This is a genomic window from Phreatobacter aquaticus, assembly GCF_005160265.1.
Taxonomy (GTDB): Bacteria; Pseudomonadota; Alphaproteobacteria; order Rhizobiales; family Phreatobacteraceae; genus Phreatobacter; species Phreatobacter aquaticus.
This window is the reverse complement of sequence record NZ_CP039865.1, coordinates 3,474,104-3,488,625: the sequence shown is the minus strand read 5'-3', so window position 1 is coordinate 3,488,625 and position 14,522 is coordinate 3,474,104. Positions and strand designations below refer to the sequence as shown.

The 14,522-nt window shown below is 62.7% G+C and carries 17 protein-coding genes and 1 tRNA gene; 12 read left to right on the top strand and 6 right to left on the bottom strand.

Going from position 1 to position 14,522, the window contains the following annotated elements; genetic code table 11:
• Positions 1-36: 36 nt before the first annotated feature.
• The 6 genes from E8L99_RS23815 (at position 37) to E8L99_RS16480 (ending at position 2,695) form a co-directional block, all read left to right on the top strand.
• Positions 37-186, top strand: coding sequence for a hypothetical protein (locus E8L99_RS23815; protein ID WP_168201702.1), 150 nt, complete (start codon positions 37-39; stop codon positions 184-186).
• Positions 183-551: a hypothetical protein gene (locus E8L99_RS16500; protein ID WP_137100571.1), complete on the top strand. Its 369-nt coding sequence runs from the start codon at positions 183-185 to the stop codon at positions 549-551. The genes E8L99_RS23815 and E8L99_RS16500 overlap by 4 nt, the downstream gene beginning before the upstream one ends.
• 96 nt (positions 552-647) lie before the next feature.
• Complete coding sequence (locus tag E8L99_RS16495) at positions 648-941, top strand: hypothetical protein (protein ID WP_137100570.1); 294 nt, start codon at positions 648-650, stop codon at positions 939-941.
• A gap of 34 nt (positions 942-975) precedes the next feature.
• Positions 976-1,386 (top strand): PBECR3 domain-containing polyvalent protein, encoded by a 411-nt coding sequence (locus E8L99_RS16490; RefSeq protein ID WP_137100569.1) that lies wholly within the window; start codon positions 976-978, stop codon positions 1,384-1,386.
• Between the two features lie 592 nt (positions 1,387-1,978).
• The gene (locus E8L99_RS16485) at positions 1,979-2,281 is read left to right on the top strand and encodes a hypothetical protein (RefSeq protein WP_137100568.1); all 303 of its coding nucleotides are present in this window, start codon (positions 1,979-1,981) and stop codon (positions 2,279-2,281) included.
• A gap of 132 nt (positions 2,282-2,413) precedes the next feature.
• Complete coding sequence (locus E8L99_RS16480; RefSeq protein WP_137100567.1) at positions 2,414-2,695, top strand: hypothetical protein; 282 nt, start codon at positions 2,414-2,416, stop codon at positions 2,693-2,695.
• On the opposite strand, the gene E8L99_RS16475 is transcribed toward E8L99_RS16480, so the two are convergent.
• Positions 2,692-3,012, bottom strand: a complete 321-nt coding sequence (locus E8L99_RS16475) for a hypothetical protein (RefSeq protein ID WP_137100566.1) — start codon at positions 3,010-3,012, stop codon at positions 2,692-2,694. The two genes, E8L99_RS16480 and E8L99_RS16475, sit on opposite strands and share 4 nt — an antisense overlap.
• A gap of 8 nt (positions 3,013-3,020) precedes the next feature.
• Positions 3,021-4,253: a tyrosine-type recombinase/integrase gene (locus E8L99_RS16470; protein WP_137100565.1), complete on the bottom strand. Its 1,233-nt coding sequence runs from the start codon at positions 4,251-4,253 to the stop codon at positions 3,021-3,023.
• Between the two features lie 442 nt (positions 4,254-4,695).
• On the opposite strand from E8L99_RS16470, the gene E8L99_RS16465 reads away from it, so the two are divergent.
• The 6 genes from E8L99_RS16465 (at position 4,696) to sseA (ending at position 10,531) form a co-directional block, all read left to right on the top strand.
• Positions 4,696-4,770 (top strand) — tRNA-Asn (locus E8L99_RS16465).
• A gap of 127 nt (positions 4,771-4,897) precedes the next feature.
• Positions 4,898-6,349 carry a cryptochrome/photolyase family protein gene (locus E8L99_RS16460; RefSeq protein ID WP_137100564.1) on the top strand — a complete coding sequence of 484 codons (1,452 nt, stop codon included), beginning with the start codon at positions 4,898-4,900 and terminating at the stop codon, positions 6,347-6,349.
• A 198-nt stretch (positions 6,350-6,547) separates the two neighbouring features.
• On the top strand, positions 6,548-7,804 hold the full coding sequence (locus E8L99_RS16455; protein ID WP_137100563.1) for an SAM-dependent methyltransferase: 1,257 nt from the start codon (positions 6,548-6,550) through the stop codon (positions 7,802-7,804).
• Positions 7,805-7,892: 88 nt separating this feature from the next.
• On the top strand, positions 7,893-8,933 hold the full coding sequence (locus tag E8L99_RS16450) for a cysteine synthase A (protein WP_137100562.1): 1,041 nt from the start codon (positions 7,893-7,895) through the stop codon (positions 8,931-8,933).
• A 6-nt stretch (positions 8,934-8,939) separates the two neighbouring features.
• The gene (locus E8L99_RS16445; RefSeq protein WP_137100561.1) at positions 8,940-9,659 is read left to right on the top strand and encodes an alanyl-tRNA editing protein; all 720 of its coding nucleotides are present in this window, start codon (positions 8,940-8,942) and stop codon (positions 9,657-9,659) included.
• 11 nt (positions 9,660-9,670) lie between these two features.
• Entirely contained in the window at positions 9,671-10,531 is an 861-nt protein-coding gene (gene sseA, locus E8L99_RS16440; RefSeq protein WP_137100560.1) for a 3-mercaptopyruvate sulfurtransferase, read from the top strand.
• Positions 10,532-10,566: 35 nt separating this feature from the next.
• On the opposite strand, the gene E8L99_RS16435 is transcribed toward sseA, so the two are convergent.
• From E8L99_RS16435 to E8L99_RS16420, 4 genes are read right to left on the bottom strand one after another with little or no spacing between them, the layout of a single operon-like run.
• Entirely contained in the window at positions 10,567-11,037 is a 471-nt protein-coding gene (locus E8L99_RS16435) for a DUF1772 domain-containing protein (protein WP_137100559.1), read from the bottom strand.
• A 27-nt stretch (positions 11,038-11,064) separates the two neighbouring features.
• Complete coding sequence (locus E8L99_RS16430) at positions 11,065-11,838, bottom strand: amino acid ABC transporter ATP-binding protein (protein ID WP_137100558.1); 774 nt, start codon at positions 11,836-11,838, stop codon at positions 11,065-11,067.
• Positions 11,839-11,876: 38 nt separating this feature from the next.
• On the bottom strand, positions 11,877-13,190 hold the full coding sequence (locus tag E8L99_RS16425) for an amino acid ABC transporter permease (RefSeq protein ID WP_137100557.1): 1,314 nt from the start codon (positions 13,188-13,190) through the stop codon (positions 11,877-11,879).
• 10 nt (positions 13,191-13,200) lie between these two features.
• Positions 13,201-14,394: an amino acid ABC transporter permease gene (locus tag E8L99_RS16420; RefSeq protein WP_137100556.1), complete on the bottom strand. Its 1,194-nt coding sequence runs from the start codon at positions 14,392-14,394 to the stop codon at positions 13,201-13,203.
• Positions 14,395-14,522: the final 128 nt, after the last annotated feature.

The following is a 14,522-nucleotide window of genomic DNA, read 5'->3' as shown; positions in this document are numbered from 1 at the left end:
CGCTCCTCTTTCGGATACCCAAAGACCGGACACCCCATGACCACCTATGACGCCATTCTGATCGCCAGCGCTGCCTTCGCGCGCGGTGCCTTGATCACGCTCGCAGCCCTCTTCGCGCTCCAGGTCGGCCAATCCCCGGCCACCGCGGCGACAACCGCCCAGATCATCATCGGAGATCCGCAATGAACTATTCCGGCGACCCGGCGCTCACAGCCGTTGCCCTTCTGAAACAATCCATCGGCTCCCCGGATCCGCGCGAAGCCCTGTCGGCCATCAACCGCGCGGCCATGACGATCCCTGTCACCCATGGCGGGATCTTGGCCAAGCTGGAGACGTTCCGCGATATCCTCGAAACACGCCTCCACCTCCCCGGCGCCGCGCCTGCGGCCCGCGCCCTACTGGCGATCGAGGAGAACGCGGGTTCGGCCACGCCTGAAATGCGGGAGGCGCTGTCGCTGTCTCTCCCGGCCCTGATCAAGGCCGACCCGCACGAGGTCGCGGCATTGGCCGTGTCCGTTTCCATCGCGCTGGAGCGTCTGGCGCGCCTTTGAATTGAGCCGGGCCGAAAGGCTCCCACGGGTTGGCCCGGCTCAGCGGCGGGGCTGTCGGGCAGTCAGGCCCCGCCGCACCTATCTCACGAGGAACCAATGTCACATCAGATCGTCGCCGCGCCGTTCGGCTGGCTCATTCGGAGCCGTGGCCGTTTCCATGGCATCTGCCCGGCCTACGGCGTCCGGACCGGCGCAACGCCCTATCGCGAGGAAGCCATCGCCGACCTCGCCGACGCCACCCTCGACGCCTTCCTGTCCGGCATGGAGCCGGGAACCCTGAGCCTGCGGGAGCGCGCCCGGCTCTCATGGATGGCTGTTCGGGGAGAGGCAGAACGTTTCAGGCTTCGGGTTGAATGCTCGAATTTTCCGGATAACTGCCGGGAAGGCTAGAGCAAATGGCATTCCGGTGGCATAAACGCCGGTGATGTCACGGAAAAACAAAGCCAAGCCGCCCGCTTCTATTCAAGTTGGCCGGCTGCCGGTAGAAACTATCAATAGGACGCTAGGTACCGAATTAGATGCGGGAGAAGTCATTTTCTCCAGTCGTGCACAGCAGCACGCCCAATCGCGCCACCCCAATGACTATCCGCTAATTTTGCCGCACATAGTCTCGCTAGTGGCGGACCCGCTGTATATTGGCGACGATTGGAAAAACGGCGGCAAGATTGAATTTATCGGAAAAATACCGGTGCCGGACGGCACATCACATGTGCTTGTCGCAATTTCTATTGAGCCTGACGATCATGGGAATTACCACATCGCCAGCGCTTATCGAATTGCAGAACAAACTGTGATGAAGCGGCGCGAGAAAATGCACTTGCGCAGCCCCAAATAAGCGAAAAGCCCGGATTGCTCCGGGCTCCATTTCGCCGAGATGAAAGCTGGCAGGGTGCTAAATCCCTGCATCTCTTCACCCTTTCGGGCTACTATACCTCCCCTTTTGAAGGGAGGTGTGTGGGGAAGCCGTTCCCACCTCAAATCTCATCACGTATCATTTGGGTATCATTCGATGTCCCAGTTGTCAAGAATCTGGAACCGAAAAACCCACTGACACAAGGACAACGTCCCCAAGCCCTAAGGGTTCCTAGCACACCGAATTGCAACCGGCCCCGAACGCACTCCCCGGAATATAGGCCGAAAATGCCACATTTCTAGACCACGAGGGATTTACCCAACTCGTCGGCTAGCCGCCATGCTACTCACGCGCCCGGCAATGACCGGCATGACCGCCATGGCGACGCCCGCCGTGTGACCGCCGACGCTTGAGGGACCGAAGCCCATCGTGCGGGGCTTCTTGTTTCCGGGTACCGATCATCATCGGCATATGGTTGCGGCACCCGGTGCCAGAGCCATACACAGCCGCTCGGATGATCATCATCCGCCGACCTTGACACCCGGCCCCCTCCCCGTGTTCTCGTCTTGTTCTCATGGACGAACCCGGCAAGCTGGCCACCTATCCCTATGTCATCCTCCGCCTGCGGTGCGACCCATGTCGGCGCGCCGGGCAATACCGCATCGCGCGTCTGGGACAGGCCTTCGGCGCCGACATCGGCCTCGATGAGCTTCTGGTGCGGCTGACTAAGGATTGCCCGTGGCAGTTGGCCCGGGATCCCCGGAAGTATGAGCCGCGGTGCCTCGCCTATCTGCCGGACATCGAGGGCCGTCCAAGACCGCCGGACATGCCACCAGGTGCGGCGAAGCTCCGCGTGGTGAAGGGCGGAAAGTCATAGCGTGCACCGGTTAGATGCGTCATTTTGTCCGCCATTGAGGCAATTCCACAATTGCTCAGAATGTAGCGTGCAAGCTAGCTTCCCTTACGTCGTCTCTTGAGTCGAGCGACCTGCAACAAGGGACAGGCCCGTATGACGATTGTGCGCTTCCCCGGAGCAGGACCGCGTCCGCCCGATCCCTCCGCCAGCGAGCTAGCAGAGGCGATAAAGAGGGCCGCGTTGGAGATCAGCAGCGCGATGGTAATCCTAAGCGAAGACACCCTTGCCGAAAGCAAGCGAATGGTGATGGCCGACAAGCTCCTCGTCGCCAGCACTGCACTTCGGGACGCTCTCCAGCACTATAAGGATGGCCTTGGCGAGGCGCTGCACGACCTGATGCACGGCGAAACAGACAATCGATCGACTGGCGACTAGCGCCGCAGTGTGATGTCCAAGCTTCGCGCCTTTGCCCGGGCGAAATCGCAAAGCTCGCGTTTCTGCTGGGTGTTGGCCATGTCCCACGACTCTTTCATAAATTGAGCGTGGTCACGCAGGATCGCCGCGACTTCGGGCCTCCGGTCAAAAGCCGTGAAGACCTCGGCTTGGCGACGTTCGAACCGCATTGCGCACCCGGCCCCGAGCGTAAGGACTGTGGTCGCGTCGATCGCGGCTTCAGCGGACGCCTGTGAAATTTGAGCGGCAGCCGGAATAGCGGAGATGGCGACGAACAAGGTCGCAATAGCAAGGCGCATCGGGGACCTCAGGCCGCAAGTGACGTTGCGTCAATAGCCGGAGCCACAGGCGAGAAGCAATAGTCGGCCCACGCCTGCATGAGCCCCTTCCGCTTCTCCAGCGCATCGCCGCGCGAATAAGCCTGCTCCACGGCATTGCCGACCACATGGGCCAAGGCAGCCTCGGCAACCTCGCGTGGCGTGTCGGTGACCTCGCCTGCCCATGTGCGGGCCGTGCTGCGGAAGCCGTGCACCGTCGCCTCGACCGGCGTCTCTCCGTGCTTCATGCCGACGATCAGTTTCCGCAGGCGCATGGCTGCGGCCATGTTGGATAGCTCCTCGCCCTTCGGCCCGGGGAACACCAAGCCCTTGCCGCTCTCAGGCCGGTTCTGATTGCCGAGGAGCCGCAGCACCTGATCGGACAAGGGGACAACGTGAACCTTGCCCGCCTTCATGCGCTCGCCCGGCACCGTCCATAGACGGCGGGTGACGTCGATCTCTTCCCAGCGCGCGCCGCGCGCCTCGCCCGTGCGAACCCACGTCAAGATGATGAACTCTAGCAGCCGGTACGATTGCCCATAGGACGATCGGAGCTTCGCCATGAAATCCGGCATCAGCTGAAACGGGAGCGCGGCATTGTGGGAGACCACGCGTTTCCCCTTCGGCAGAAGATCCTTCAGGTTCCCCTGCCACGCGGCAGGATTGAAACCCTCATATCGGCCATGTGCCCGGGCATGGGCGAAGACACGTTCGGTCCTCTCGCGGACGCGTGTCGCTGTCTCGTGCTTCTCGCTCCAGATCGGCAACAGCATGTTTTTGATGTCGACCGCGTTCAACACGGCGATCGGGCGATTCCAGATCTCAGCGGCATAGGTTCGGAGGCTGTTCTCGAATTGGCGGCTATGGACCTCAGACCGCCAGATTGGCCGCAGCGATTCCATCATGGCCGTGGCCTCGTCGCCGAAGGTCACCACGGCGGCAGGGGCCGCGCTGGCGGGCTTCAGGACGATTCGGGGATCTTCGCCGCGCTCAACTGCCTGACGGGCCTCCGCGGCCTTCTCCCGGGCCTTGGCGAGCGGCACGGCCTTGAACGAACCGAGGCCCACCATGTTGCGCTTGCCGGAACGGACCCAAGCGAAGACCCAACTTTTTGCGCCGGTGTCCGAAACAGCGAGATAGAGCCCGCCACCATCCGAATGTCGCCCGGGTTCAGTGAGCGTCTCGACCCGGCGGGCCGACAATTTGTTGACCTGACTGGCCATGCGTTCGCTTCCTCGCTGAGCCTTCGAACGATCCTTGTGCACTTTCTTGTGCACTCGGCGACGGAGATTGAGCCATACCGAGGAATACAGGGCCGTACAAGGGTGCACGCTTGACACGGTGCACAAGATGCGATTTACCTGTCTTTGCAAAATACAAGGGAACAGCGAAGAACAGCGCGAAACTCCAGAGAACAACGGGTTCTAAATAGGGCGAGGCCTCCACCTCCCTTCTCCTGAAATCTTTCGCTCGGCGAGCATTCAGCCCGATAATGTCGAAAGGCTCGCATTTCGGCCTAGGTGGCCGAAATTCTGCCGTTTCCCTGACCGTCGACATGCACGTCGGGCCCAATTTGCGGGCTCGGCTGCAAGGTTCTTCACAATCGTCACTTGGCAATCGTGTCAGACCTGTGTTAGACGCGCCGCTCATTCGCGAAAGCGATGATCCTCGGTAGCTCAGTGGTAGAGCAACCGGCTGTTAACCGGTTGGTCGCTGGTTCGAATCCGGCCCGGGGAGCCACTTTCGAAAAGGCGGATCTGACGTGTGTCAGGTCCGCCTTTTTGTTTGGCTCCGATGGCCCGATCGCCGCCACGTGCTTTCAGCAGGCACGCCTGATCCGAAGCCGCCTCTGCGGTGTATAGGCAGGATGACCCTGCCCTCCCCCACGCTGCTCTGGTTTCGCAACGACCTGCGCCTTGCGGATAATCCAGCCCTTTGCCGGGCTGCCGAGACCGGCGCGCCCGTGATTGCGCTCTATGTTCTGGAGAATGCTGCGGGCGGACGCGCACCAGTGGGTGACGCCGCGCGCTGGTGGCTATCGCGAAGCCTTCAATCGCTCGGCCGCGATCTGGAAGCGCGGGGCGTGCAATTGGTGCTTCGGTCGGGCGATGCACGCACCATCGTGCCTGATCTGGCCCATTGCCTTGGCGCGGGGCTGGTGGCCTGGAACCGGCGCTACGATCCGGTGGGTATCGCGTGCGATTCGGCCATCAAGGCCGATCTAAAGGCCACTGGCGTCGCGGTGGACACCTTCGGCGGAAGCCTTCTGCGCGAGCCATGGGAGGTGAAGACCCAGGCTGGCGATCCCATGCGGGTGTTCACGCCCTTCTGGCGCGCCCATCAACGGCTCGGAGAGCCAGGCGCCAGCCTGCCGGTGCCGGCGGTCCTTGTCGGCAGCAGGACGCCCGTCCCAAGCGAAGAGCTTGCAAGCTGGGGGCTCGAACCCACATCCCCCAATTGGGCTGCGGGTTTTGCAGAGGTCTGGTCTCCCGGAGAGGCCGGGGCCCGTGCACGGCTAGCGGACTTCCTGGACGCCGGCCTGGCGCGCTATCCCGACGAGCGCAACCGGCCCGATCTTGCTTCAACCTCCCGTCTTTCGCCGCATCTGCGCTTCGGTGAACTCTCCCCGGTGCAAATCTGGCACGCCAGCGAACATGCGGGCGCGGCGTCCGGGCGGGCTGGAATCGACAAGTTCCTCTCGGAAGTCGGCTGGCGTGAATTTTCCTATCACCTGCTCTTTCACTGGCCACGCCTGGCGCAGGACAACTTCCAGGCGCGCTTCGACGCCTTTCCGTGGCGGACCGACCCCGCTGGCCTCGCCGCCTGGCAGCGCGGCTTGACCGGGTATCCGCTGGTCGATGCCGGCATGCGCGAGCTCTGGCAGACCGGATGGATGCACAACCGCGTGCGCATGGTCGTCGCCTCGTTCCTCATCAAGCACCTGATGATCGACTGGCGCGAGGGCGAGGCCTGGTTCTGGGAGACGCTGGTCGATGCCGATGCCGCCAACAATGCGGCGAGCTGGCAGTGGGTGGCCGGTTCGGGTGCCGACGCCGCGCCCTATTTCCGAGTTTTCAATCCGGTCAAGCAGGGCGAAACCTTTGATCCCAAGGGTGATTATATCCGCCGCTATGTGCCGGAACTGGCACGATTGCCCGATAGCGCAATCCACGCGCCGTGGCAGGCTGACGACCAGGTCTTGAAGGGCGCGGGCGTCCGACTGGGCGTGACCTACCCGCGTCCGATCGTGGACCATGCCGTGGCCCGCGCCCGGGCGCTCGACGCGTTTCAGGCGCTGCGTGGCCGCGATGACGTTTGAGCGGAACGTGTTGCCGGTCGCAACCGTTGAACAAACGGGAAAAATGCATAACCTTCTGGTCCGTGCCTCGTTCCGCCGCGCTCGCATTGTCGACAACGCAACCGGAATTGGATGCCGCGTTGCCATGCCCCAGCGCTCACGTGCCATCGGAGCGAAGCCGACATGGTTTTGCGCCGGACTTCAACAGCGAGCATGTTCATGACCACTGGTACCGAGCGTTCTGCGCCGTTTTCATCCGTCATCGAAGTGACCCGCGAAAGCCTGCGCATGGCGACCGCAGGCCTGCCGCTGATCGTGCGTCAGGCCCTCAAATATCCGCTCGACATCCGGCGAGGCAGGCTGACAGTGACGCTTCCCGACGGGCGGCGGCTGGTGTTTCGGGGCGCGGATGACGGGCCTTCGGCCGAGGTCATCATTCGTGACTACCGATTCGCGCGCAGGCTGATTCTCGACGGCGATGTCGGCTTTGCCGAAGCCTTCATCCGCAACGAATGGGACAGCCCGGATCCTGCGGGTTTCCTCTATTTCTTCTGCGCCAATACCGAGGCCGTGCGTCGCCTGACCCGCTTCAACCCGCTTGCCCGGTTGGTGCAGCGCTATCGCCACTGGCGCAATCGCAACACGAAGCGCCAGGCGAAACGCAACATCGTTGCCCATTACGACCTGGGCAACGCGTTCTACAAGGCATGGCTCGACCCCTCCATGACCTATTCCTCGGCCTATTTCGGCGCGGGCGCAGCTGACCTGCCGTCGGCCCAGCACGCGAAATACCGGATGCTCGCCGACCAGCTGCAGCTCAAGCCCGGTGACCATGTGCTGGAGATCGGCTGTGGCTGGGGTGGCTTTGCCGAGGTGGCGGCGCGTGACTACGGGGCCCGTGTGACCGCACTGACACTGTCCGACGAACAGCATGCCTTTGCCGTGAAGCGGATGGCGGAAGCTGGCCTTTCCGATCGCGTCACCATCAAGCTCCAGGATTACCGTGACGAGACCGGCACCTATGACGCCATCGCATCGATCGAGATGTTCGAGGCCGTGGGCAAGGAATATTGGCCGGTTTATTTCAGCACGCTCGCGGGATGCCTGAAGCCGGGCGGCCGGGCCGGTGTCCAGGTCATCACTCTCGCCGAACAACTCTGGGCCGACTATCTCAGGGAAATCGACTTCATTCGCGCCTATGTGTTTCCGGGCGGCATGCTGCCGACAGCAAGCCATATGCGCGATCTTGCCGGCCAGGCCGGGCTGAAGGTCGATGGCGAAACGGCCTTCGGTGGGGATTATGCGGCAACCCTGAAGACCTGGGCCGACAGGTTCACCGCCGTCTGGCCCGATCTGACCCATCTCGGCTTCGATGAACGGTTCCGCCGTTTGTGGGTCTATTACCTCGCCTATTGCGAGGCGGGATTTCGCGCAGGCACCATCGATGTGAGACAGTTCATCTTCGCGCAGCGGTGATCGCAGAACGGTTGGTTTCTTCGCCGGATGGCGGGTTGAGCGTCAGGACCGGCTCAGCTAGCGTCCGGCGACGTTTGCGGAGCCCGCGATGCCTTTCCTGCCATCCGTCGTCGATGCCATCGGCAAAACGCCGCTCATCAAGCTCAAGGGTGCGAGCGAGGCGACCGGCTGTACCATCCTTGGCAAGGCTGAGTTCCTGAACCCGGGCCAGTCGGTCAAGGACCGGGCCGCGCTGTTCCTGATCCGCGATGCCATGGCCAAGGGCCTGGTGAGGCCGGGTGGCACCATCGTCGAGGGCACCGCCGGCAATACGGGCATCGGGCTCGCCATGGTCGGACGGGCGCTCGGGCTTGAATGCGTCATCGTCATTCCGAACAGCCAGTCCCGCGAGAAGAAGGATGCGCTGCGCCATCTCGGCGCCCGCCTGATCGAGGTGCCGCCGGCTCCCTATGCCAATCCGAACAATTTCGTCCGCGTGTCCGAACGCACCGCTGCGCGGCTCGCCAAGGAAAATCCCAACGGCGCGTTCTGGGCCAACCAGTTCGACAATGTCGCGAACCGGCAGGCCCATATCGAAACCACCGGCCCGGAGATCTGGCGCGACACAGACGGCAAAGTCGACGGCTTCATCTGCTCGGTCGGCTCCGGCGGAACGCTTGCCGGCATTGCCATGGCGCTCAAGGGCTTCAATCCCAATGTGACCATCGGTTGCGCCGACCCTCTGGGCGCCGCCATGTATTCGTGGTTCACCCGTGGCGAACTCACGGCGAGTGGCTCGTCGATCGCCGAAGGAATCGGACAGAATCGCGTCACCCGCAACATCGACGGCGCGCCGGTGGACGTGGCCTTCCAGATCCCTGACGACGAGGCCATTCCGGTCATGTTCGACCTACTTGACCACGAGGGCCTCTGTGTCGGCCCCTCGAGCGGCGTCAATGTCGCGGGTGCCATCAGGCTTGCGCGTCAGATGGGTCCCGGCCATACGATCGTGACCATTCTCTGCGACTATGGCTTCCGCTATGCGTCGAAGATCTACGATCCGGCGTTCCTGCGCTCCAAGGGCCTTGGCGTTCCGCGCTGGCTCGAACGTCCCGATGAACCCGTCGTCGACCTGATAGAAGGCAGCTGAGACCCAATGCCGACCGAGTTTCTGTTTCGCGACGACGCCTATCTCACCGAATGCACCGCGACGGTTGTGGGGATCACCGAGAAGGATGGGGCCTTCGGGGTTCAGCTCGACCGGACCGTGTTCTATCCCACCGGCGGCGGGCAACCGGGCGACGTCGGCACGATGGTCGTGGGCGACGCGGAGCTTGTGGTTGCGACTGCGGTCTATGGCGAGACCAAGCAGGATATCGTTCATGCGCTGGCGCCTGGGTCAGCCGCTCCGGCTATCGGATCAACGGTCACCGCCAAGATCGACTGGCCGATCCGCTACAAGCGGATGCGCATGCATACCGGCCTCCATCTCCTGTCCGTTGTGCTGACCTATCCGGTGACGGGCGGGTCGATCGGCACCGACGAGAGCAGGCTCGACTTCGACATTCCCGAGGCCGGTATCGACAAGGACGACGTGACCGAGAAGCTGAACGGCCTGATTGGCCGCGATGCCGACGTGACCACCCGTTGGATTACCGATGCCGAGCTTGAGGCCAATCCCGGCCTGGTGAAGACCATGTCGGTGAAGCCGCCCATGGGGTCAGGCAAGGTCCGGCTGGTTGCAATTGGCGACATTGATCTGCAGCCGTGCGGCGGCACACACGTCAAGAATACGAGCGAGGTCGGCCGGCTGGTCGTCTCGGCGATCGAGAAAAAAGGCAAACAGAACCGACGCGTGCGCGTCGTGTTCGGCTGAGGAACCGCTTGATGACCGCCCTTCCCTCTTCCTGGCTCCGTTCCACCGACTGGCTAGCCGACCACCTCCAAGCCCCGGATCTGGTCATCCTGGATGCCTCCTATTACCTGTCGACCATGAACCGCGATGCCGAGGCGGAATTCCTCGCCGGCCACATTCCCGGCGCCCAGCGTTTCGATATCGACAGCGTGAAGGACAAGGATTCCGATCTGCCGCACATGATGCCGCCTTCGGCGGTGTTCCAGTCGGCGTGCCGCAAGCTCGGCATCGGCGACGGCAAGTCGGTGCTGGTCTATGACGGCGCAGGACTGTTTTCGGCACCCCGCGTCTGGTGGATGTTCCGCACCTTCGGCGTCGAGCGCGTGTTCATTCTCGATGGCGGCCTGCCCAAATGGGTGGCCGAGGGTCGCGAGGTCGAGGCCGGCCCCGCCAAGGCGCGCGAAGAGCGCCATTTCACGGCGCGGCGCAACCATGGCGCGGTCGCCGATCTCGGCGATGTCAAGAAAGCCCTGGCCTCGGCCAAGGTGCAGGTGGTGGATGCGCGCCCAGCCGACCGCTTCCGTGGCGAAACGCCGGAGCCGCGCGCAGGCTTGAAATCGGGTCATATGCCGGGCGCACTCAACCTACCCTTCGGCAAGATCGTCAAGGACGGCCGCCTGGTGTCGCAGGAGGCGATCAGGCGGGCATTTGCCGATGCTGGCGTCGATCTCGACCGGCCGGTCATCACCAGCTGCGGGTCGGGTGTGTCTGCGGCGATCCTGTGGCTTGCCCTTGATGCCATCGGCAAGGAACCCGCTGGCCTCTATGACGGCTCCTGGGCCGAATGGGGCGGCCTTGACGATTGCCCGGTGGTCACCGGTACGCAGACGTGAGCCAGCTGCTCCAGCGCGTCGCCAAGACTTGATTGTCAGGCGACCAGGGACAGGAGCGACAGCCCAAAGGCAGTCAGGCAGACAATGACGCGAGCACGGTGCCAGGCCGCCCAGCGTGCGAGGGCGGCCGGCAGCTCCGTGGCAGACACGGCGCGCCGCAGGAAGGCTTCATTCGCCGACTTGAAGAACGCGAGGTAGATGGCGACCAGACTGCAGGCCAACACCGCTGACGCGATCGCCAAGAGACTGCGCGGCGAGAAACCGCCGGACTGCAGGGTCACCTGAACGGCAGCCAAAATCGCCGCCGGCGGAACCACCATGGTCAGCGGCGCGAAGAACCGATAGAGAAGCGGCCCGTATGTCGGGTGCAGGCCGAAGAACGTCTCGGCCGGCAGTGTCCGCCAATAGGGCACGAGCAACCGGTCTTCGGCCAGCAGGGCACCGGCGAGAAGGCCGAGGCTTGCGGCCGCCAGCAGGGGCAGCAGGTGGCCCGCCAGACCGGACATCGGCCACCTCCTCCGGCTTGACGCCCGTCAGTGCAAGATCTGCGACAGGAACAGCTTGGTGCGCTCGTGCTGCGGGTTCGAGAAGAACGCATTGGGCTCGTTCATCTCGATGATCTGCCCGTAGTCCATGAAGATCACGCGGTTGGCGACCTGACGGGCGAAGCCCATCTCATGGGTGACGCAGAGCATGGTCATACCTTCCTCGGCGAGGCCCACCATGGTGTCGAGCACTTCCTTGACCATTTCCGGATCGAGCGCCGAGGTCGGCTCGTCGAACAGCATGATCTTCGGGCTCATGCAGAGCGCGCGCGCAATCGCGACGCGCTGCTGCTGACCGCCTGACAGCTGGCCTGGATACTTGAGCGCCTGCTCGGGGATGCGGACGCGCTTGAGGTAGTGCATCGCCACTTCCTCGGCTTCCTTCTTGGGCATCTTCTTGACCCAGATCGGCGCCAGCGTGCAGTTCTCGAGGATGGTGAGGTGCGGGAACAGATTGAAGTGCTGGAACACCATGCCGACCTCGCGACGAATCTCGTCGATCTTCTTGAGGTCGTTGGTCAGTTCGATCCCGTCGACGACGATCGTGCCCTTCTGGTGCTCCTCCAGGCGGTTGATGCAGCGGATCATCGTCGACTTGCCGGAGCCCGAGGGCCCGCAGATGACGATGCGCTCGCCGCGCTTCACCGTCAGGTTGACGTCCTTCAGCACATGAAACTCGCCGTACCATTTGTGCATGCCCGTGATGTCGACTGCGACCTCATTGTTGGTCGTCGGCATCTTGGCGATAGCGGAACTGGTCATTCGGGACTCCTGAAAACCTTGTTCTTGTGCGCCGGCGATCAGCGGCGGCGGCCGGTATTGAGGCGGTTTTCGACAAAGATCGAATACCGGGACATGAAGTAGCAGAACGAGAAGTAGATGATCCCGGCAAAAGCGAAGCCGGTGTAGAGAGTGACCGGGCTTGCCCATTGCGGATCGGTGAAGCCCGCACGCAGGCCGCCCAACAGGTCGAAGATCGCGACGATCGACACCAGCGTCGTGTCCTTGAACAGGCCGATAAACGCATTGACGATGCCGGGAATGACCAGCTTCAGCGCCTGGGGCAGCACAATCAGTCCCATCATGCGCGGATAGTTGAGGCCAAGCGCCTGAGCGCCTTCGAACTGGCCTTTCGGGATCGCCTGCAGGCCGCCGCGAATCGTCTCGGCCATATAGGCGCCGGAGAAGATGGAGACGCCGACCAGCACGCGCAGAAGCGCGTCGGGGGAACGCTCGAGGAACAGCGGCAGCAGATACGTCGCAAAGAACAGCACTGTGATCAGCGGAACACCGCGCACGACCTCGATCAGGGCAACGCTCAGGAAACGGATCATCGGCAGCTTCGAGCGGCGGCCAAGCGCGAGGGCGACGCCGATCGGTAGGGCCGCAACGATGCCGACCGTTGCAACAACGAGGGTCACCAGCAGGCCACCCCATTGCCGCGTCTCGACGATCGGCATTGTCGGCTCGGCAAACAGGCCGGTGCGGACGAGCAGCATGCAGCTGACGCCAACCGCCAGAATGCCTGCTCCATAATTCAGATACGGCGCGACCGGCTTCTTCTCGATAACGCTGAGGACATAGGCGACCAGCAGGACGACAGCGAACATGACCGCGAGCCAGCCGATGACGCTCAGCCACGGATTGATGATCGACCCGCCATAGAGCAGCGTGAAGGCCAGGATCGGAAAAGCGCCGAAGAACAAGACGGCGTTCAGCGCCTTGTAGGGCACTTTTGGGATCAGCAGCGGAACGAGCAGCAGGATGGCGATGATGTAGGTCAGATTCACCCGCCAGCGGAACTCGACCGGATAGAAGCCGTACATGAACTGGCCGAATTTCGCCCAGATGAACGGCCAGCAGGCACCGACGGCCCAGCCAACCTTTGCATCCAGACAGGCTTCCCGGTCGGCTCCGGTCCAGACTGCCCGCACGATCGTGAAGTCAACGAACGACCAGACGAGCTTGTAGGCGATATAGGCGCCGACCAAGGTCAGCACCGCATTCGGGATCGAGGAGAACAGATTCTTGCGCACCCAGCCGACCGGTCCGACCAGCGAGGCTGGCGGCGCGTCGGGCGTGACAAGTTCGGAGCGGACAAAGGAGGTCGTCATGGTGCCGGCCTCACCGTTCCACCAGCGCAATGCGCTGATTGTACCAATTCATGAAGATGGAGGTGATGATCGACACCGTCAGGTAGCAGCCCATCCACATGGCGATGATCTCGATTGCCTGTCCCGTCTGGTTCAGGATCGTACCGCCGACCGACACCATGTCAGGATAGCCGATGCCGACAGCCAGCGACGAGTTCTTGGTCAGGTTGAGGTACTGGCTGGTCAATGGCGGGATGATCACCCGCATGGCCTGGGGAATGACAATCAGGTTGAGGATACGGCCCTCGGACAGGCCGAGCGAACGGCCCGCCTCGGTCTGGCCGTGGCTCACCGCCTGGATGCCTGCCCTGACGATCTCGCCAATGAAGGCGGCGGTATAGGCAACGAGCGCGATGACGAGGGCAATGAACTCGGGGATGACCGTCGTGCCGCCGGACAGGTTGAACCGGCCCTTGGTCGGATATTCGAAACTGATCGGCATGCCCGTGAGGAAATAGGCAATGATCGGCAGTCCGAGGATCAGCCCCCACATGGTGAGCGCCACAGGGAACTGCTGTCCTGTCTCGGCCTGTCGCTTGTAGGCCCAGGAACGCACCACAAAAGCCGCGATCACGCCGACGATGAGTGCGATGAGGATACCGACAGCCGCATCACCGAACATCGGCTTCGGCATGGTGAGGCCGCGATTGGACGCGTAGAAATTGCCGAAAATCGAGTAGGCGTCGCGCGGGCCAGGCATTGTCGCCAGCACCGCCAGGTACCAGAACAGGATCTGGAACAGCAGCGGCAGATTGCGGATCACCTCGACATACCAATAGGCGATCTTCGAGATCACCCAGTTCGGCGAGAGGCGCGCGATGCCAACCACAAAACCCAGGAACGTTGCCAACACGACGCCGACAACGGCGACCAACAGGGTGTTCAACAGGCCAACCACGAAGGCTCGGCCATAGGACATGGCCTCACCCCAGGGAATCAGCGTCTGGGAGATGCCGAAGCCGGCGGTGTTGTTGAGGAAGCCGAAGCCAGCGGCGATGCGCTGGTTGGTCAGATTGGTGACAGCGTTGCTGACCGCCGAATAGATCATGAAGATCAGGATCGCGAGCGCGACAGCCTGGAAGATGTAGCCTCTGATCTTCGGGTCGTTGAAGAATGCGACTTTGGGCGCAGTTCCCCCTTGAGCCGGCAATGTGCCGTCCGTCATTTTTGCCGTCCCCTTCTCCGCCGGTGAGCGACCCTGTCGTGTTTGCTATCGAGCAATTCGCGGGCCATTCGTCTTCACCGAATGCACCCCGGATCGTGGACCCGGGATGCATGTCGTGTCTAGCTGGT